We start from the raw sequence: 17,480 nt of genomic DNA on the forward strand, positions 1-17,480 counted from the left end.
CCTGCTCCGCCGCCGCGAGGCGCGCCGGAGCGGTTCGCCGACGACTCTCCTGACGGACCGGCACACGCAGACATCCGATCGAGGACAGTGATGACCGCACAGACCCCTGACGAGACGACCACGGAAGCGGCGCAGGAGCCGGTGACCGGCCCGCCGGCCGAGGACGGTCCGCCCGTCCCGGACGAGATCCGCGAGGCGGGCAGGCTCGCCCCGGACCACTGGCTGGGCGTGGTGGACCCCACCTGGACCGGTGACGGCGAGCCGCCCGAGTGGGCGACGGTCGGCCGGTGGCGGTCGGGACTCGACGGTGAGATCGAGGAGTGGCAGGACAATCCCGAGTACCGTCCCTCGCCGCGCGCCCTCGGATGGCCGGAGCCGGAGGACGAAGTCGACGCCGCGGTACAGCTCGCGGCGACCGGCTACGGTCCGGGCGAGGCCGTCGCGCGGGCTCTCGCGGGCCGCGAGGTGGCTGTGCTGACCGGTCCGGCGGGCACGCCGGTGACCGCCACCACCCCTGAAGGGGAGCCCGTCGTCCCGCTGTTCACCTCTCCGGTGTTCCTGCACACCACCGGTCGCTTCGCCTTCGAGCTGGTGCGTGCCGAGGACCTGCTGCCCCAGGTTCCCGAGGGACACGCGCTGTATCTCAACCCGTCCGGGCCGGTCAGCATGACTCTGGACCCACAGGCCCTGCGCGAGGCCACCGATGCGGCGGGTACCGAGGAGGCCGCGGCCCCCGCCGGCGCCGACGGGGCCCAGGCGGCGCGCCGGATCGCGACCGCCGGTTCGGACGCCCCCGACGGCGGCTCCCCCGCCGCTGCCGGCACGGACGCCACCGGTGTACCGGAGCCGGCGGAGCAGGGCGCCCAGGACGGCGGCTCCACGGCCGCATCCGGTGGGTCGCAGGGGTGAAACGCTGGTCATCCGCCCGCTCGCGCCGGCGCGCGGGCCACGGCCCCGCTGCGGACGGTCGGGCCGCGACGGACGGGGCCGGACCGCTGTCGGCGGCAGCCCCGCTCGTCGAGGACGTGGACGGACTGCTGCTGCTGCGCTCCTTCGAGGACGACTCCCTGCACCTGCCCGACCTGGCCGAAGTGGCGCGTGCGGTGAGCGCGGAGACGGACACCGTCACCGTGATGGTCGGCACGCCCGATGGCGGACCGGCCGGGCACAACGTCTGGTCCCGGCTCGGCACACTGCTGGACTCCCTGCGGAACAAGGGCACACGGCGGGTACGACTCGTCATGCCGGGGGCCGGGGCCGACCGGACGGACCGCACCAGCGTGGCCCGCCGGATCGCCGACGCGTGGCAGCTGGACGTCATCGCACCCGACGGCCCGGTGCTCATCACCCCGGGCGGGACGCTGTTCGTGGACGGCGAGACCTCGGACGCGGGTGCCTGGTGGCATTTCCCACCCGACGGCACACCCCGCAGGCTGGGCCCTCGAACCCCTGCTCCGGGCTGGCAGGCCGCGCTGAGCCGGCTCCCGGCACGGACGGACGACGGGTGCCTGGTGGAGCAGATACCCGCCGGTGTGCTGATTCGTCCTGCCCAGTCACCGCGGCCGGACCCGCTGCACCTGTGTTTCGCGGTACCGATGGATGCCGTACGCCCCGCGGTGGTGATCGGTGCGCCCCAGGCCGAGGACGTCTCGGCGGCCGAGGTGGCCGCCGTCCTCAGCGCGCTGCCGGCCGCTCAGCGTGCCGCCGCGCGGCTGGTCCCCGGCGGTCGGCGGGACGTGCTGCGGCTGGCCCAGTCGGTGGCCGACATGCTCGGTGCCGAGGTCGAAGTCCTGTCGGGTGTTCCGCTGTTGCACGCGCACCCGGACGGGGAGTCCGGTGTCAGACCGACCGTGGTGGGCTCGGACGGCAGGCCGGGATGGCAGCCGTTCGTGGGCGCCGTCGCCTGCCGCCCCGCCGGTCCGGACGAACAGCCGCCCCCGCTGCGGGTGACCGACGGACACCCACTGCCCCTGGGCGGTCCGGGCAAGGGGACGGTGTCCTTGACGGAGCGGTGGAACGCCACCGCGACCAGGGCGGGCCTGGTCGTGTGGGACGGCGGAGGACCGCCCCCGCCCTTGGCGGAGCTGGCCGTGGACCCGGACACCTGCACAGTCGAACTGGGACTTCCGGGACGGCCGGTGGACGATTCGGTCCTCCCGGCCCTGACACGACTGCTCATCGCGCTCGGCCCGCGGGCCGCCGCACGGGTCACGCTCCTGGTGCGGGGCCGACTCCTCAGTGGTGACGGCGGACTGCGCCGCCTCGCGGCTCAGCACGCCGTCCCGGGCATCCGTTACGTCACCTCTCCCACCGGCCGCGGCACGGTTCGGCGGGACGGCGCGACACCACGGACCGCGCCGGTGCCCCACGGCGAGGGAGATCGGGGGGCCGCCCCGGTGCCCGCCCCCCGGCCTGCGTCGCCGGGGACGGACGTGCCGCACGGAGACCGCGACGACGGTGGTCGTGTCCGTGCGGGCGCATCCGCCCGGGGCGAGCCGGGGCGAGCCGGGACAGGTCCTCGTACGGACGCGGCCGCGCCGTCGCAGGAGACGCTGCTCGGCGTCCTGTCGGGAACCGGCTCCCGGGGCGTCGTCGGCGGCGGGGACCACCACTCCTCGCGGGTGCCCCCTGCCGCCGCGTCCGCGGTGAGCGCCGGTCCGCACCCGGCTCCCGCATATGGGCCGCAGGCCGCTGCCGCCGTCGACACGGCCGGCCACCGGCCTGCCGAGCCACCGGAGACGGGGCCGGGGCCGTCGGTTCCGCGGCCGTCGGCGCCGGAGGACGAGCGTCTCGCCGGTGCGACCGATGAGGCGTCCGACCGCACCCGGGAAGGGCGTTCGCCGGCCGGCCCGTCCGCGAGCCCGGAGGGCGACGGGCCCAGCACCCCGGACGGGGACCCCCGCCCGACGGAGCCTCCCGCCGGGGCGCGTCCGGCCGACCCCGCAGTCACCGGCCCGCCCTCCGTCCCGGCCGTTGTCGACACGGACGCCGGCCCGCCCCCCGTCCCGGCCGTTGTCGACACGGACGCCGGCCCGCCCCCCGTCCCGGCCGCCCCTGTCCCCGCCACCCCCGACACGGACGCCGGCGCCGTCGTCGCACCGGCTCCCACCGGCACGGCGGTGCCCCGCGGGGCTTCGCCGGGGGCCCCGGGCCGGGCGCCGGTTCCCCGGGGCGACGAACCGGCGCCCCGGTCCTCGCGGACGCCGGCCGGCGCGGCTCTCGCGCTGGTGCCGGGTCACGTGAGCAGCGACAGTGAACGGACGGCCCTGCGGGACCTGGTCCCCGACTGGGAGCGGCACGCCGCCGCCGTGGCACGCACGCTCACCCGGTTGCCGGCCCTGCGCGGCCAGCAGATGGAGGCGGCGCGGGCCGACCTGGTGGCCGCGCACGCCTACCTCACGACCTCGGAGGGGCCGCTCAACCACCGCGAGCTGCTCAGGGACCTGCGCACGGGCGAGGGCCGGCTGTCGGCCTACGCCGCCTGTCTGGCATCGGCGTTGCGCAGGCTCCCTTCCTACCGCGGGGTGGCCCTGCGCGGCGCGGCGGCCGAGGGGGGCGGGGAGCCGCCCGAGGTGGGCCGGTTGCTGCAGGATCCCGGCCCGCTCAGCGCGCTGGCCGCTTCCGGCCCGCTGCCCGGCGATCGTCCCGTGGCCTACGCCGTCTGGTCCGTCACCGGACGCAAGGTGCGCCAGCTCCTGAACCGCGCGGAGGAGGCGCAGGACAGTCCGGAAGAGGTCGTCTTCGCGCCCGGCAGCGGGTTCCGCGTGCTGGGCACCCGGGACGTGGCCGGCTCGACCACCGTTCTGCTGCGCGAACTCCCGCCCACCACGACGGCCTACGTGGACGAGGTCGCCGAGCTGAGCCAGCTCGACCGCAAGGCGTTGTCCCGTCTCGAGGAGGCACTGGCCGGCGCGCTCCCCGTCCAGCGGGACAAGACCTGGCCGGAGCGATGTACCGGCCACGTGGGAACGGAAGCGTGACCCGCCGTCCGTCCCCATCACCCGCGCGTGCCTCTCCACGGGGCCAGCGGGGAAGCGAACGACCGACCCAGCCAGAGGAGAACGAGTGTCACGACGTCAGACACGGTCCCCCGATTCGTCGTCAGCGCGATCGGCGGCCGGCGGTGACGCCCAGAGCACGGACGTGCGCCGGGCTGTCACCATGCCCGCGGTCCCGGCGGATCCCGGGGCCGCCCTGGCACCGGCCGGCAACGCGGCAGCCGCCCCGGCGGAGTCCGAGCGGCCCGGTGAGCGGCAGCCGGAAGCCGCAGCGCCGGACCACTCAGCCACCTCGTCGTCCGCGCGCGCGGGCGGACTGGCCTCGCTGCTGGGCCGCCGGGCCGACCGGTCGGCCAGTGTCCCGGCCGCCGAGGAGAGCACGAGCAGCCGCGCGGCGGACACGGCGGAGACCGAATCCATGGCGGTGACGGCCCCTGCCACGGCCGCCACCGCCACCGCTGCCCGGGGCGACCGGGAGGAGGACGGCGACGGGCTCCGCGGAGGTAACCCCAAGAAGCCGTTGCTGGCCGCGGCCGGCCTGGCCGGTGTGGTCCTGATCGGGATGCCACTGCTGATCCTGGCCACGGACGACGACGAGAAGAAGGACACGACGGTGTCGGTGGGGCAGACCGCCCCCCGGCCCGACGACGTCGCGGAGGTCCCGCTGGGCGACTACGCGGCGGAGGAGCCGTCCGACGAGCCCTCGGCCGGTAAGTCGGAGTCCCCGAGGACGGAGGAGAAGCAGAAGAAGGACGGGGACGCGGCCAAGGACCAGGAAGCCACTGCGCGGGTGTCTCCCTCCGCCGGAGCGCCGACCGCGACGAGCAGCCCCTCCCCCAAGAAGGTGACGGTGCAGAAGCGGGGGACGAGCGCCCCGTCTTCCGAGGCTCCCTCGGTGCGCACGTTCAAGCTGGTGAGTTCCGACACCGGCAAGTGCCTGACCGGCAGTGCCACCGCCGCGACCCAGCTGGTGGTCCGGGCGTGCGACGGTTCCGCGACACAGCAGTGGAAGTTCGCCAACGACGGGACGATCCGGACGAAGGGCATGTGCCTGGACCTCTTCGACGGGACGAAGTCCACCGAGGCGAAGGTCGAGGTGTGGCCGTGCAACGGTGAGGCGTGGCAGCAGTTCCAGCTGAGCGCCGCGGGAGAGCTGGTCTCCCAGCACTCCGGGCACTGCCTGGACGTATGGCACGGGAAGTCCGACGGCACCAAGGTCACGACCTGGATCTGCAACGGCCAGCCCAACCAGCGGTGGAGCCGCGCGTGACGCGCGGCTGACCCTGACCGGACGGCCGGCGCCCGCCGCGGGCTCACCCTGCGGTCGGCGTCGGCCGTTCCGTTCGGTACTCACCGGCGAGCCGCCGGCGAGGATGTGGACGACCCATGAGGCAAGCGGGTCGCGCTCACGCCTCCCGTCGGCGGCGGGTACCGGCGGCACCGGGTGAGCCGCTCACCCGACCTCGCCGCCCACCGCGCGCGTCACCGGTACTCCGGTCGCCCGGATCCCGGGCCCGAGCGCGGCGAGCACACCGATGACGCCCGCGCCGGTGAACACCACGAGCAGGACCAGCCAAGGCACACTGACCACGGCACCGGCCCCGGCCGCCGCCGCCGTGCCGGCTGCAGAGCCCGCCAGAACTCCCAGTCCCGCGCCCAGCACCGAGACCACCACCGACTCCACCCGGAGCATCGACCGCACATCACCTCGCTGCAGGCCGACCGCGCGCAGCAGCCCGATCTCACGTCCGCGTTCGAAGACCGCCATGCCCATGGTGTTGGCCACGCCCAGCGCCGCCACGACCACCGTGACGCTGAGCAGCGCGTACAGCACCGACAACAGCGAGCCGAAGCCGTGCCGGGCCGCTCGTCCGGCGTCCGCCCGGTCCTCGACCAGCAGCATCGGGTTGCTCAGCGCCCGGCGGATCTCCGCCTTGGCGGCACCCGTCCGGCCCGGTTCCGCCCGCACCAGCACCGCGTCGACCCCGCCCGTCGCCACCTCCGACCCGGTCACGGCCTGCTCCGGCAGCAGAGCGGGACCGAGAGCCTCGGGACCGTCGTACACCGCGACGATCTCGCGGTCGAGCGACGGGCCGTCGGCGGCGCCCGGTTCCGGCAGCGCCCGGCCGGTGACCCGGTCGCCCACCCGCCAGCCCCGTTGCTGAGCCAGTGCGCGGGTCACCGCCAGGCTTCGGCATCATCGAGGCGGCGGCCCTGCTGCTGGTCGTTGCCCGCGCCGTGCGACTGCTCCGGCCGCGCGGTGCCGTGCTGCTGGCAGGGGGCGCGTTCGCCGCGCTCAGCGCGCTGTTCCTGCGCTGCCCGCCGTCCGAGTACCCGGACCTGGTGTCGTTCGTGGAACCCGTGCTCTGGTTCGCCACCGCCCTCGTCATCGTGCTCGGCCTGTACCTCCGGCTGCTCGACCGCTACCGGACCCGGGAGCGGGCGGCCGAACTCCAGGAGCAACGGCTCGAGTACGCCCGGGATCTGCACGGCTTCGTCGGCCACCACGTCACCGCGATCATCGCCCAGACCAAGGCGGTGCGGTACACGTCGACGGCGGGCCGACCGCCGTCACCCGGCGAGCTGGACGACATGCTGGCCGCCATCGAGGACGCCGCGTCCCAGGCCATGCTGTCGATGCGGTCCATGGTCACTGTCCTGCGGGAGCCCGGGAGCGACGGTTCGTCACCGCACCCGGGTGGCACGCTCGACGAACTGCGCGACCTGACCGCGCGGTTCTCCGAGTCCGGTCCGAGGACCACACTCGCCCTGGCACCCCGTCTCACCGCCTCGGGTGCCCTGCCTCCCGGTGTCGCCACCACGGTGCACCAGATCGTGCGCGAGGCCCTGACGAACGTACGCAAGCACGCGGGCCGGGCCACGGCCGTGACCGTCGACGTGCGGCTGGCGGCGGAGACTCGTGAACGGCCCACCGTGCTCGTGGCGGTGACCGACAACGGTCCGGACGCCGGCCGGAGCACCCCGCCGACCGGTACGCCACGGTCCGGCTTCGGCCTGACGGGGCTGTCGGAACGTGCCGCCCTGGGCGGTGGCACGGTCAGCGCGGGACCACGGGCGGGCGTCGGCTGGGTCGTCGAGGCGCGCATACCCCTCTCCGAGGCGACTGCCACTCTGGACACATGACGACCACCATCCTCATCGCGGACGACCAGCCGATGATCCGCTCCGCCTACGGCATGATCCTCGGTGCTCAGCCCGACATGGAGGTCGTCGCCCCCGTGGCCGACGGTGCGGCCGCGGTGCGCGAGGCCCGGCGGCTGCGCCCGGACGTGTGCCTGTTGGACATCCGGATGCCGGGTCTGGACGGCCTGGAGGCGACCCGGCTGCTGGCCGGCCCCGAGGCTGCCGATCCGCTGCGCGTGCTCATCGCCACCACGTTCGACCTGGACGAGTACGTGTACCGGGCGCTGCGCCACGGAGCCTGTGGGTTCCTGCTGAAGGACGAGTCGCCCGCACTGCTCGTGGAAGCCGTGCGGGCGGTGGCCGCCGACACCGCTCTGATATCCCCGTCCGTCACGGTCCGGCTCCTGCGGCACATGACCGACACCGCCGGCCGGACCGGTGGCGGGCGGAGGGGTGCGGCGGGCACCGGCCCGGTCACGCCGGTTTCTCCGCTCACCGCTCGGGAGCTGGACGTCGTACGCCTCGTCGCGCGCGGCCTCACCAATGAGGAGTTGGCGGCCGCACTCCACGTCACGCTGTCCACCGTCAAGACGCACCTCGGCAGCGTCCAGCGCAAGCTCGCCGCCCGCAACCGGGTGGAGATCGCCGCCTGGTCCTGGGAGAACGGGGTGTGCGCGGGCGGGGACGACGGGGACCGCATGCGGCACGTCGTCAGGTGAGCAGGATCGGAGCAGAGATCGACCAGTCGCTCCGCCTCTGCGGGGATCTTCCGCACCGCCGCTCTGGTTAGGCTCGCGGGACACCCACTCACCGGAGGCTCCATGCGCAGCACCATGCACACCACGCACCTGCAGATCCGACGCATCCTGCAGCACGGATCACGGGTGCACGTGAGACACCCGTGACCCAGGGCCGTTTCACCCCGTCAGTGGAACCGAGACTGGTCGGTGCGGACGGACAGGAACTGCCCTGGGACGGTCAGGCCGTGGGTGAACTGCAGGTGCGCGGCCCCTGGGTGACCGCCGCCTACCACGGGGACGAGGAACCGGACGGCGGCGCGTTCAGTGCGGGCGGCTGGCTGCGCACCGGAGACGTGGGACGCATCCTCGACGACGGTCAGCTGGTCCTGACCGACCGGCTCAAGGACGTCATCAAGTCGGAGGGCTAGTGGTTTTCCTCCCTGACCCTGGAGAACCACCTCGCGGAGCACCCCGCGGTGGTCGAGGCCTGCGTGATCGGCATCGCCGACGACACCTGGGGGGAGCGCCCCCTGGCATGTGTCGTCCTGGGAGCGGAGCCCGCGGATGCCGCGCAGCTCAAGGAGTTCCTCACCGAACGGCTGCACCAGCGCTGGCAGGTGCCCGAGTACTGGTCCTTCCTGCCGTCGATCCCGAGGAACTCCACCGGGAAACATGACAAGTCGAAGATCCGCGAGCGGCATCGGAACGCCGCGCTCACCATCGTCACCGTCTGAGAGAGGAACCCTGTGATCAGGACCGTCGTCATGCCCGAACCCGGTGCACCGCTGGAGCTGCGGGACGTCGATCCGCCCGTGCTCGAACCGGGCGGCATCCTCCTGCAGACCCTCGGCAGCGAGGTCTGCGGAACCGACACGCACCTGTGGAAGGGACAGCTGGCGGGTGTTCCCTATCCCATCGTCCCGGGTCACATCAGCGTCGGTCGCGTCGCCGCCGTGGACGCGCGCGCGGGTGGCCCCCGGGACGTGTCCGGCGCGCCCCTCGCCATGGGCCAGGTGGTCACGTTCCTCGACGTGTACGGAACGTGCGGCCGCTGCTGGTACTGCACCGTGGCCCACGCCACCACGCGCTGTCCGGCACGCGAGGTGTACGGCGTGACGATGTCGGCCGACGACGGACTGTTCGGCGGCTGGGCCGAGCAGATTCATCTGAAGCCCGGCGTGCATGTGATTCCGCTGCCCGAGGAACTCGACTGGCGGGCGTTCCTGGCCGGCGGCTGCGGCATGCCCACCGCCCTGCACGCGGTCACCCTCGCGGACATCGCCTTCGGCGACACCGTGGTGGTCCAGGGCGCCGGTCCGGTCGGCCTGTGCGTCGCCGTGCTCGCCCAGTTGCGGGGAGCGGGCCGGATCGTGGTGGTGGGCGGTCCCGAGGTCCGGCTGCGCACGGCGTCCCGTTTCGGGGCCGACGCCGTCATCGACATCACCCGTACCACCGTCGAGGAACGCCGGGAGCGGGTGCTCGAACTGACGGGAGGGCGGGGCGCCGACGTCACGATCGAGGCGACCGGCGTGGCCGGCGCCGTTCCCGAGGGCATGCGCCTCACCCGGGACGCCGGACGGTACGTGGTGGTCGGACAGTACACGGACGCGGGCCCGGCGTCCTTCAACCCGCATCTGGATCTCAACCAGAAACACCTCGACGTCCGGGGCTGCTGGGGCAGCGACGTCGGTCACCTGTACCGGGCCGTCCAGGTGATGGCCCGCTACCGTGACCGGTTTCCCTGGACCGAACTCATCAGCCGGGAGTACCCGTTGGAGGAGGCGCAGAGCGCGCTCGAGGACGTGGCCCGGCAGCACGTCGTGAAGGCGCTCATCGTGCCCTGAGCCGTCCCGGGCTCCTCGTCGAGGAGCCCGGGACGCACGGACCGGGACGGCGTCAGAACTGCGGGAGCCGCCCGGTGCCCGCCCAGTGTTCCATCACCGGTTTCGCCCCGGGGTGCGCCAGTTCGATGCTGATGCCGGTCGCGTCGCGGGAAGTGATGGCGGCGATCGGGCCGGACGAGGCGTCCATCCGTATGACGGCGTCCATGGTGAAGCCCTGCTCCGCGAGGCGCGTGAGGCGTCGCTCCATCTCCGGTTCCCAGCAGGCGTAGTACAGCAGCTCCCCGGCCCTGCCCGGTCCGAACACGCCCTCACCCGTCGCCTCGATCAGTTCGACGTACGGTTCGCGCGTGCGGGAGATCGCCTGCCGCTGGCGGAACGGCGCGTGCACCACTCCGCCCTCCTCCTGGTACGGGCTCTCGGTCCAGGCCGCTTCGGTGAACGGCACCTGGAGCACCGCGGCACACCGCTCGACCGCCGCGTCGATGTCCGGGACGACCATGCCCACGTGGTAGTACGACGCGGGCAGCGGGCCGCCCCCGTGCTCCCGCTCGACGCGGCCGACCCACTCGTTCCTCAGCTCGGCGCCCACGTAACAGAGCCGGGTGCCGCAGAGGTCAGGCTCGGTGATGATCATGGACGGCGGTGTGCCGGGGCCGGTCGCGTAGGTCGCGGCGATGCCCACGCCCTCGGCCCGCAGATGCCGCAGCCGTGCGTCCGTGTCCTCCTCCCACCAGCCCCAGTAGGCGAGCGAGCCGACCTGACTCCTGGCGTGGACGCCCTCTTCCCGGTCCTGCGCCTCGACGAGTACGAAGTAGGGCTCCTGGGTGAGGGAGACGCACGTACGCACGGTGTCCTGGGTGACACCGGCAGCTCCTCGCACATACGGGAAGACACTCGTCATGGGCGCGGTGAAGGAGACACCGAAGACCTCGGCGAACCGCTTCGCCGCCGCTTCCATGTCGTCGACGATCAAAGCGGTGTGGGAGAAGGAGAACGGCAGTCGGGCCGCGGACCCCTCGTGTGTCGTGCCAGTCATGTCCGCATCTGTCCTGTGTGAGTTCGAGCCGTGGGAACGCGTCGGCCCGTCCTGCCCGGACGGCAGGACGGGGCCGAGGAGAGCCTAAGTTCCGCGTATCCGGGCCGGACAGGTCATCCGTGGCTCATTGTCCGCTCACCTCTGCTCAATCGGACAGGCGTCACATGGCGCGCGTCATGGTGCGGGTGTCGAGGATGGTCTCGAAGTGGACGGGCACCTGGTTCTCGAAGCGCCAGACGTGGGCGAACCGGGTCCGCATCGCCTTGCCCGAGGCCAGGCTGGTGCCGCTGTAGTGCCCCAGCGCCACCACCGTGTCGTCGGTGGCGACCAGTTCGGCGGGCTCCACGGCGAAGTTCTCCCAGTCCGTGGTGAAGCGAGCGAAGACGTTGCTCAGGACCGCCTCCCGGCCCCGGTAGGTGCCCCCGTAGTGCAGACCCGGCGGGACGACCCACTGGATGTCCTCGTGCAGACCGGCGAGCAGCCCTTCGACATCCCCCTCGGCGAGGCAGCGGTACAGTCCGCGCACGATGGCGCCGGCGCCGGTGTCGGTGTTCGTGTGAACGGGAATGGTCATCAGTGTTCTCCATGGCAGGTGGGCGGTCGGGCGGCGACGCAGCCCTGTGTGTTCCGCGACGCTCACATCGTCTCCGGCGGTCGGCATCCGCCACATCGGTCGATCGACCTATGCGCGGCTCGGTGACGGTTGTCCGTCGGCCTCGGGCAGGCGTTAAACCTCCTGTGAATGGAGACCTTTCGGGTCGCGGAGGTACTGGCGGCGTTCTCCCTCACCACCGACATGGCGGCCGGTATGCCCGTGGAGAAGGGACTGCGCACCTGCGCGGTGGCGACCGTATTCGCTCGCGACGTGCTCGGCCTGGAAGCGGAGACGTGCCGCACCGTCTACGAGACGGCCCTGCTGCGTTCGGTGGGCTGCACGTCCTACGCCCCGGAGCTGGCGTCCCTCTTCGGTGACGAGATCGCGGTCCAGCGTGCGTTGAAGCACCTAGTGCTCTGACCGGGAAGGTCCGCCGGGGCAGCCGTTCATTCCTTCTCTGAGGCAGCTGCGAGATGACGGCGGCAGATGTCGGCGGCCGTGAGGTGGGGTGTGTGCAGTGCATCGCTGTAGAGCTGCATCTCACGAGCTGCCCGGTCGAGGTGCTGCCAGAAGGCGAGCGGTAGGTCAAGGTCGTCACTGAGATCAACGAGACAGTCGAAAGCGAGTTCCAGCTCGTTGTGCTCCAGGAACTCAAGCGTTGCGGAGAGGTCGACGCCCGGCAGGTCTGTCAGGCGGTCCCGGGCGGCTTCGAGGTGGCCGCGGGTCCGGTCCCAGCTAGCCTGAAGTGCCTCACGATCAAGGGTCATGACGTCAGTGTCGTCGGTGCTGTCCGCATGGTCACGCGGCTTTCGCCGGTCGCCCGCCCCAGCGGATGCCCTTCTCGCTTCGGATGCGGGCGCGTTCCTTGCGCTGGGCGGCGAGGACGTCGGGGTGGCGGGCGTTCTTGTTGCGCCAGCGGAGGTAGGCGTGCAGGGCGCGGGTCTGTGCGGTGTGGTTGGGATGGTGGGAGTTGGCGATGGTGAACTGCCGCAGTGGTCCGAAGTGGGCCTCGATCGGGTTGGCCCAGGAGGCATAGGTCGGGGTGAAGCACAGCTTGACCTTGTTCTTCTTCGCCCAGCGCCGGATCTTGTCGCCTTTGTGGGCGGAGAGGTTGTCCAGGATGACGTAGATCGGAGCGCCGTCCGGGCGGGCCGCGCGGATCGACTTCAGTGCGGCGAGGGTGTTCGCGCTGCCCTTCTTGCGGCGGTTGACGCCCCAGAGGGTGTCGTCGCCGATCGAGTAGCAGCCGTGGAAGTAGCGCACCCCGTGGGTGCGGTGGTAGGTCGCGGGGTGACGCTCGGGGTGGCCGGCAGGCACCCAGGACGAGCCGGCGGTGGGGCGGATGCCGAGCGGGCCGAACTCGTCGAAGGCGAACACGCGGTCCGGGAAGCAGTCCAGGACCTCCTCAATGCGGTCGAGCTTGGTGTCGCGGTCCGGGTCGGGTGACTCTTTCCAGGTCTTGGTGCGCTGGAAGGTGATGCCGCGGCGGGTGAGCAGGCACCGTAACGCCTCGCGGCCGATCCGGATCACGCGGCCGTGGACGCGGCGCAGGTATGCGGCGAGTTTGCGGATGGACCAGCGGGTGAAGGGCTGGCCGAGCTTGGTCGGGCGTGTGGTGGCCGTCTGGACGACGAAGTCCTCGTCATCAGGACTGAGCAGGCGGGGACGGCCTCCCGCCCACCGAGGGTCCAGACAGGCCAGGCCGATCTCATTGAACCGGTGGATCACGTCCCGGACGGTGTCCTCGTCGGCCTGGACCAGCTTGGCGATCACCGGGACCCGGTTCCCGCCTGCCGAGGCCAGCAGCATCATCGCGCGCCGGTACCGCACCGAACTCGTGCTGCCCCGGCGCACGATCTGCTGCAGCTTCTGCCCTTCCTGATCGGTCAACCTGCGCACACGGACAGGCTCAGCCACCATGCCTCCAGCGATCGGGTCGAACGTCACCGGACATCCAACTGCCGGAACCGCGCCCCGGCGAACCTTCCTGGTCAGAGCACTAGATCCGGCCGACGGGACGCCGATGGCGGAGCAGCTCTTCCGGCTGGGCGGATGGACCCGGCAGGACGCTGCCCGGCTGACCGGCGTCCTGGCCGAGGTCCTGCCGAGTGCGGGGGTGGAAGCCATGCGCAACGGCTGCGAGACGAGCCGGGTGCTCGGCAAGGGGCTCGGTGTGCGCGCGGACACCCTCGCGGCGCTGGACGACGTCTACGAACGCTGGAACGGGCCCGGCATTCCCCACAGCCGTACGGGCACCCGGTTGTCCCTGGCCGCGCGTGTCGTCCACGTCGCCGAACAGGCCGTACTGGCTCATGCGACGGGTGGAGCGGTCGCGGCGGCACTGGAGGTGGAGCGACGGGCCGGCGGTCATCTCGATCCCGACCTCGCCACCTCCTTCTCGGCAGCGGCGACCACCGTGCTGGCGCCGCTGCGCGTGCCCGACGCCCTCGCCGACGTCCTGGCGCTCGAACCCGAGCCGCACGTCACGGCGCCCGTCGCGGACATCGCCGAACTGTGCGCGCTGCTGGGCAGGTTCGTCGACCTGAAGAGCAGGTGGCTGATCGGTCACAGTGAGCACGTCGCCCGGCTGGCGGCCGAGGCGGCCCGGCTGGCCGGTATGGGGGGCGGAAGAGGTCGAGCGGATGCGCTGCGCGGCGTTGCTGCACGACCTCGGGCGGGCGACCGTCTCCGCCGCCGTCTGGGACAGCGAACGCCCGCTGAGCACGGCCGACGCCGAGCGGGTGCGGCTGCACGCCTACTGGACACAGCGGACGCTGGAGCGCATACCGTTGCTCGCTCCGCTCGCCGCCCTGGCCTCCTCCCATCACGAGCGCATGGACGGCAGCGGTTACCACCGCGGCACGGCCGCGCCCCATCTCTCACAGGCGGGCCGTATCCTCGCCGCGGCCGACGTGTTCGCCGCGTTGACCGAACCGAGGGCGCACCGGGACGGTCACTCGCCCGAGGCCGCCGCCGCGCTGCTCCAGGAACAGGCCTCGGCGGGTGCGCTCGACTCCGGTGCCTGTGCTGTCGTCCTGCGCGCGGCCGGTCTGAGCCCGGCACGGACCGGCCATCCGGCCGGGCTGACGGATCGCGAGGTCGAGGTGTTGAAGCTGGCCGCCCGGGGGCTGACCAACCAACGGATCGGTGAGCGCCTGTTCATCTCGGGCCGCACGGTCGGCCACCACCTCGCGCACATCTACGACAGGACCGGCCGGCGCACCCGTGCCGGTGTGGCCGTCTTCGCCATGGAGCACCAGCTGCTGCCGTGACGTCGGCAGCACTGTCGCGGTCAGGTGCTTCACGTCCGCGAAGGTACCCGCACCATGACGAAGGCCGTCCGGCGGCGCACGCGGAACCCCAGGGACTCGTACAGCCGGACGGCCCGGGTGTTGTCAGCCGTCACGTGGAGGAAGGAACGGTCGCCCCGGCTCCGTGCGCCGGCCGCGACCGCGAGGACGAGGCGGGCGGCCAGTCCCCGGCCCCGGTGGGCGGCCGCGGTGCAGACCGCGCTCGTCTCCACCCAGCCGGGCGGACGCAGCCGTTCACCCGCCATGGCCACGAGCTCGCCGCCCCGGCGAATCCCGTAGTACGCACCGAGATCGATGGTGCGCGCGTGGAAGGGGCCGGGCCGGGTCCGCTCGACGAGAGCCAGCATCTCCGGCACGTCCGCGACACCCAGTCGCAGCACCTCCTGGTCGGGAACGAACGCGTCGTCGTCCTCCAGGACCATCTGGAAGCCTTCGAGCCGCCACTCGACGTCCCAGCCGGCCGGTGGCGCGACCGTCATGGCGGGGAGAAGGGCCCGGTTCCCGGGACCGGCGAGCGCGGCGAGATCCTCCCAGTCCCCCGGTTCGGGAGCATCGGGCAGGGCCGCGAAGGGTGACACCTCGGGCAGGTAACGGAGCACTCGTCCCCGGCGCTCCGCGAAGCGGGCGTGGGGCCCGGTCAGTGAGGTGAGAGCCGGGTTGTCGAGCTGGTCATCGATGACCTGTTGCATGGGGACCTCGCTGCGTTCCTGTGATCACGCCGGTTCCGGGACGTTAACGCGCGGGAGCGGGCAGCGGTCGGCCGCTTATTGTCCACCTTCTGCTCACGCGCGTCTCTGCGCCGGACGGGTCAGCGGCCCACGTGGTGCCCGCCCTCCGCCGGGAGCACCGCACCGGTGGTCCAGCGGCTCTCGTCGGAGAGCAGGAACAGGGCCGCACGGGCCATGTCGTCGGCGGGGGCCACGTGGTTCATCGGCGACATGGCAGCGAGGTGGTCCTGCATCGCGGCGGGGAGCATGTCCCACATCTCCGTGCGCGTGGAGCCCGGCGCGAGGGCGTTGACGCGCACGTTGTGCGGGGCGAGTTCCAGGGCCGCGCTCTTGGTGAGGCCGTTGACCGCCCACTTCGAGGCCACGTACTCCGAGATGCCCGCCACGCCGACCATCCCGCCGATGGAGGAGACGTTGACGATCGATCCGCCGCCGCCTGCGAGCAGGGCGCGGACCTCGTACTTCATGGACAGGAAGACGCCCTTGGCGTTGACCTCCATGATCCGGTCGTAGACGTCGGTGGGCTTGTCGTGCACGGGCGTGCCGTCGCTGGTCACGCCGGCGGCGTTCAGGGCGCCGTCGAGGCGGCCGAACCGCTGGACGGCGGTGGCGACCGCGGCCTCCACGGAGGCTTCGTCGGTCACGTCGAGCGGAACGGCGACCACCTCCGCACCCCCGCCCGACAGCTCGGCGGCCAGCGCTTCCAGGCGGTCCACGCGCCGTGCGCCGGCGATGACCGTCGCCCCTTCGGCGGCGAAACGCCGCACGGCGGCCTCGCCCATGCCGGCGGACGCGCCGGTGACGAGGATGACCTTCTCCTCCAGGCGCCGGGCCCGAAGCGTGAGCGGCGCGGGATTGCGGTTGGGATGCGTGGTCATGGGGTCACTCCCGAAGAGGTGGTGGATCGCGGGGCGGCTCGCGGCGTTCGCGGCGGCCGCTGTCCCAGACGATGGGGTCTGCGCCGGCCCGGTACCAGAGACCGCGTCTTGCTAGGACTGACAGGGCGACCCTGATCCGTGCGAAGTGGGTGACCATGGAGTCATGGAACGCGAAGAACTCGCCCGCTGTCTGCGCGGCTGGCGTGACCGCCTCACTCCGGCGACCGTCGGACTGCCCACGGGCGGCCGTCGACGGGCGCCCGGTCTGCGGCGCGCGGAGGTGGCGCTGCTCGCCGGGCTCTCCGTGGACTACCTCGCCCGTCTCGAACAGGGACGGGCGGGCAACCCCTCGCCGTCGGTGGTGGAGTCCCTGTCCCGGGCGCTGCGCCTGTCCGACGACGAGAACGCGTACCTCTTCCGGCTCGCGGGGCACGCCGACCCACGCGTCAACGGCATCAGCAGGCACCTCGCGCCCGGCGTACGGCGCTTGCTGGACCGGATGACCGACACCCCGGTCCTCGTACTGGACGCCGCGTGGCAGGTGGTCGCCGCCAACCCGCTGCTCATCGCCCTGCTCGGGGAAGTGTCCGCGGGTCCGGCACGCGACCAGAACCTGCTGTGGCGGCACTTCACCGGCGTCCCGTCGCGGGTCGTCGCCACCGCCGAGCAGGACGCCGCGTTCGAGTCCGCGGCCACCGCCGACCTGCGTGCCGCCGCCGGACGCCACCCGGACGACCCGCTGCTGCGGGACCTCATCGCCGACCTCCGGCGGACGAGTCCCCGGTTCGAGACCCTGTGGCAGGCGCGCGTCGTGGCCCGCCACGCCTCCACCCGCAAGACGATCCACCACCCCGAAGTGGGCCCCCTGACCCTCGACTGCGACGTGCTCACCGTCGAGGGCAGCGACCTGCGCGTCGTTCTGTACACGGCTGTTCCGGGGTCGTCGGACGACGACGCGCTGGCGCTGCTGCGGACGATCGGGACGCAGTTCTCGGGGAGTCCGTCGTAGCGGGGGCTCGTGGCTCACCCGGCTCCAGGGACAGACGGGGCAGGAAGAAGGCGACGAGCGGCCCGATACCGAGGGCGTACACCGCCGTTCCGATACCGACGGTGCCGCCGAGCAGCCATCCACCCAGCAGGACCGACGCCTCGATGAGGGTGCGGGCGACGAGGACGGGAACGCCGCACCGCGCCAGTCCGGTCATC

Annotated in this window: 19 protein-coding genes; 11 read left to right on the top strand and 8 right to left on the bottom strand. The window is 72.6% G+C overall.

Annotation, left to right across the window (positions count from 1 at the left end):
* The first annotated feature begins 90 nt into the window (after positions 1–90).
* From AB0A94_RS02910 to AB0A94_RS02920, 3 genes are all read left to right on the top strand, one after another.
* Positions 91–909, top strand: coding sequence for a type VII secretion system-associated protein (locus tag AB0A94_RS02910; protein ID WP_361737852.1), 819 nt, complete (start codon positions 91–93; stop codon positions 907–909).
* Positions 906–3,980, top strand: a complete 3,075-nt coding sequence (locus AB0A94_RS02915) for a hypothetical protein (RefSeq protein ID WP_361737855.1) — start codon at positions 906–908, stop codon at positions 3,978–3,980. Before AB0A94_RS02910 ends, AB0A94_RS02915 begins: the two co-directional genes overlap by 4 nt.
* Before the next feature lie 181 nt (positions 3,981–4,161).
* The gene (locus AB0A94_RS02920; RefSeq protein WP_361737858.1) at positions 4,162–5,268 is read left to right on the top strand and encodes an RICIN domain-containing protein; all 1,107 of its coding nucleotides are present in this window, start codon (positions 4,162–4,164) and stop codon (positions 5,266–5,268) included.
* A gap of 183 nt (positions 5,269–5,451) precedes the next feature.
* Here AB0A94_RS02920 and AB0A94_RS02925 read toward each other — a convergent pair whose 3' ends face one another.
* Positions 5,452–6,180, bottom strand: a complete 729-nt coding sequence (locus tag AB0A94_RS02925; RefSeq protein WP_361737861.1) for an ABC transporter permease — start codon at positions 6,178–6,180, stop codon at positions 5,452–5,454.
* On the opposite strand from AB0A94_RS02925, the gene AB0A94_RS02930 reads away from it, so the two are divergent.
* The 5 genes from AB0A94_RS02930 (at position 6,168) to AB0A94_RS02950 (ending at position 9,726) form a co-directional block, all read left to right on the top strand.
* A complete protein-coding gene (locus AB0A94_RS02930; RefSeq protein ID WP_361737864.1) occupies positions 6,168–7,142 on the top strand; it encodes a histidine kinase in 975 nt (324 codons plus the stop codon). The genes AB0A94_RS02925 and AB0A94_RS02930 overlap by 13 nt on opposite strands.
* Positions 7,139–7,861, top strand: a complete 723-nt coding sequence (locus AB0A94_RS02935) for a response regulator transcription factor (protein WP_361737867.1) — start codon at positions 7,139–7,141, stop codon at positions 7,859–7,861. The genes AB0A94_RS02930 and AB0A94_RS02935 overlap by 4 nt, the downstream gene beginning before the upstream one ends.
* Positions 7,862–8,070: 209 nt before the next feature.
* Positions 8,071–8,310 (top strand): hypothetical protein, encoded by a 240-nt coding sequence (locus AB0A94_RS02940; RefSeq protein ID WP_361737870.1) that lies wholly within the window; start codon positions 8,071–8,073, stop codon positions 8,308–8,310.
* Between the two features lie 18 nt (positions 8,311–8,328).
* Positions 8,329–8,616: a hypothetical protein gene (locus AB0A94_RS02945; protein ID WP_361738446.1), complete on the top strand. Its 288-nt coding sequence runs from the start codon at positions 8,329–8,331 to the stop codon at positions 8,614–8,616.
* Between the two features lie 30 nt (positions 8,617–8,646).
* Positions 8,647–9,726, top strand: coding sequence for a zinc-binding dehydrogenase (locus AB0A94_RS02950; RefSeq protein ID WP_361737873.1), 1,080 nt, complete (start codon positions 8,647–8,649; stop codon positions 9,724–9,726).
* Positions 9,727–9,778: 52 nt separating this feature from the next.
* On the opposite strand, the gene AB0A94_RS02955 is transcribed toward AB0A94_RS02950, so the two are convergent.
* Positions 9,779–10,762: a VOC family protein gene (locus AB0A94_RS02955; protein ID WP_361737876.1), complete on the bottom strand. Its 984-nt coding sequence runs from the start codon at positions 10,760–10,762 to the stop codon at positions 9,779–9,781.
* 160 nt (positions 10,763–10,922) lie between these two features.
* The gene (locus AB0A94_RS02960) at positions 10,923–11,336 is read right to left on the bottom strand and encodes a nuclear transport factor 2 family protein (protein WP_361737879.1); all 414 of its coding nucleotides are present in this window, start codon (positions 11,334–11,336) and stop codon (positions 10,923–10,925) included.
* Between the two features lie 168 nt (positions 11,337–11,504).
* On the opposite strand from AB0A94_RS02960, the gene AB0A94_RS02965 reads away from it, so the two are divergent.
* Positions 11,505–11,777 carry a hypothetical protein gene (locus tag AB0A94_RS02965; RefSeq protein WP_361737882.1) on the top strand — a complete coding sequence of 91 codons (273 nt, stop codon included), beginning with the start codon at positions 11,505–11,507 and terminating at the stop codon, positions 11,775–11,777.
* A gap of 26 nt (positions 11,778–11,803) precedes the next feature.
* Here the strand turns inward: AB0A94_RS02965 and AB0A94_RS02970 are convergent, their stop codons facing one another.
* The 3 genes from AB0A94_RS02970 to AB0A94_RS02980 all read right to left on the bottom strand — a co-directional run bounded on the left by AB0A94_RS02970 (position 11,804) and on the right by AB0A94_RS02980 (position 13,935).
* Complete coding sequence (locus tag AB0A94_RS02970; RefSeq protein ID WP_361737885.1) at positions 11,804–12,124, bottom strand: MafI family immunity protein; 321 nt, start codon at positions 12,122–12,124, stop codon at positions 11,804–11,806.
* 31 nt (positions 12,125–12,155) lie between these two features.
* A complete protein-coding gene (locus AB0A94_RS02975; protein WP_361738449.1) occupies positions 12,156–13,274 on the bottom strand; it encodes an IS630 family transposase in 1,119 nt (372 codons plus the stop codon).
* An 82-nt stretch (positions 13,275–13,356) separates the two neighbouring features.
* Positions 13,357–13,935, bottom strand: coding sequence for a hypothetical protein (locus tag AB0A94_RS02980; RefSeq protein ID WP_361737888.1), 579 nt, complete (start codon positions 13,933–13,935; stop codon positions 13,357–13,359).
* On the opposite strand from AB0A94_RS02980, the gene AB0A94_RS02985 reads away from it, so the two are divergent.
* On the top strand, positions 13,928–14,629 hold the full coding sequence (locus AB0A94_RS02985; protein ID WP_361737891.1) for an HD domain-containing phosphohydrolase: 702 nt from the start codon (positions 13,928–13,930) through the stop codon (positions 14,627–14,629). The two genes, AB0A94_RS02980 and AB0A94_RS02985, sit on opposite strands and share 8 nt — an antisense overlap.
* Positions 14,630–14,658: 29 nt before the next feature.
* On the opposite strand, the gene AB0A94_RS02990 is transcribed toward AB0A94_RS02985, so the two are convergent.
* Positions 14,659–15,357: a GNAT family N-acetyltransferase gene (locus AB0A94_RS02990; protein ID WP_361737894.1), complete on the bottom strand. Its 699-nt coding sequence runs from the start codon at positions 15,355–15,357 to the stop codon at positions 14,659–14,661.
* Between the two features lie 119 nt (positions 15,358–15,476).
* On the bottom strand, positions 15,477–16,274 hold the full coding sequence (locus AB0A94_RS02995) for an SDR family NAD(P)-dependent oxidoreductase (RefSeq protein WP_361737897.1): 798 nt from the start codon (positions 16,272–16,274) through the stop codon (positions 15,477–15,479).
* Between the two features lie 163 nt (positions 16,275–16,437).
* On the opposite strand from AB0A94_RS02995, the gene AB0A94_RS03000 reads away from it, so the two are divergent.
* A complete protein-coding gene (locus AB0A94_RS03000) occupies positions 16,438–17,283 on the top strand; it encodes a helix-turn-helix transcriptional regulator (protein WP_361737900.1) in 846 nt (281 codons plus the stop codon).
* Positions 17,284–17,480: the final 197 nt, after the last annotated feature.

Source organism: Streptomyces sp. NPDC044984 (assembly GCF_040646935.1).
Classification (GTDB): Bacteria; Actinomycetota; Actinomycetes; order Streptomycetales; family Streptomycetaceae; genus Streptomyces.

Coding starts and splice junctions, on each gene's coding strand:
- AB0A94_RS02920 (WP_361737858.1), top strand. CDS start 4,162: ATGCCCGCGGTCCCGGCGGATCCCGGGGCCGCCCTGGCACCGGCCGGC.
- AB0A94_RS03000 (WP_361737900.1), top strand. CDS start 16,438: ATGGAACGCGAAGAACTCGCCCGCTGTCTGCGCGGCTGGCGTGACCGC.
- AB0A94_RS02950 (WP_361737873.1), top strand. CDS start 8,647: ATGCCCGAACCCGGTGCACCGCTGGAGCTGCGGGACGTCGATCCGCCC.
- AB0A94_RS02970 (WP_361737885.1), bottom strand. CDS start 12,124: ATGACCCTTGATCGTGAGGCACTTCAGGCTAGCTGGGACCGGACCCGC.
- AB0A94_RS02995 (WP_361737897.1), bottom strand. CDS start 16,274: ATGACCACGCATCCCAACCGCAATCCCGCGCCGCTCACGCTTCGGGCC.
- AB0A94_RS02935 (WP_361737867.1), top strand. CDS start 7,139: ATGACGACCACCATCCTCATCGCGGACGACCAGCCGATGATCCGCTCC.
- AB0A94_RS02955 (WP_361737876.1), bottom strand. CDS start 10,762: ATGACTGGCACGACACACGAGGGGTCCGCGGCCCGACTGCCGTTCTCC.
- AB0A94_RS02965 (WP_361737882.1), top strand. CDS start 11,505: ATGGAGACCTTTCGGGTCGCGGAGGTACTGGCGGCGTTCTCCCTCACC.
- AB0A94_RS02990 (WP_361737894.1), bottom strand. CDS start 15,357: ATGCAACAGGTCATCGATGACCAGCTCGACAACCCGGCTCTCACCTCA.
- AB0A94_RS02910 (WP_361737852.1), top strand. CDS start 91: ATGACCGCACAGACCCCTGACGAGACGACCACGGAAGCGGCGCAGGAG.
- AB0A94_RS02960 (WP_361737879.1), bottom strand. CDS start 11,336: ATGACCATTCCCGTTCACACGAACACCGACACCGGCGCCGGCGCCATC.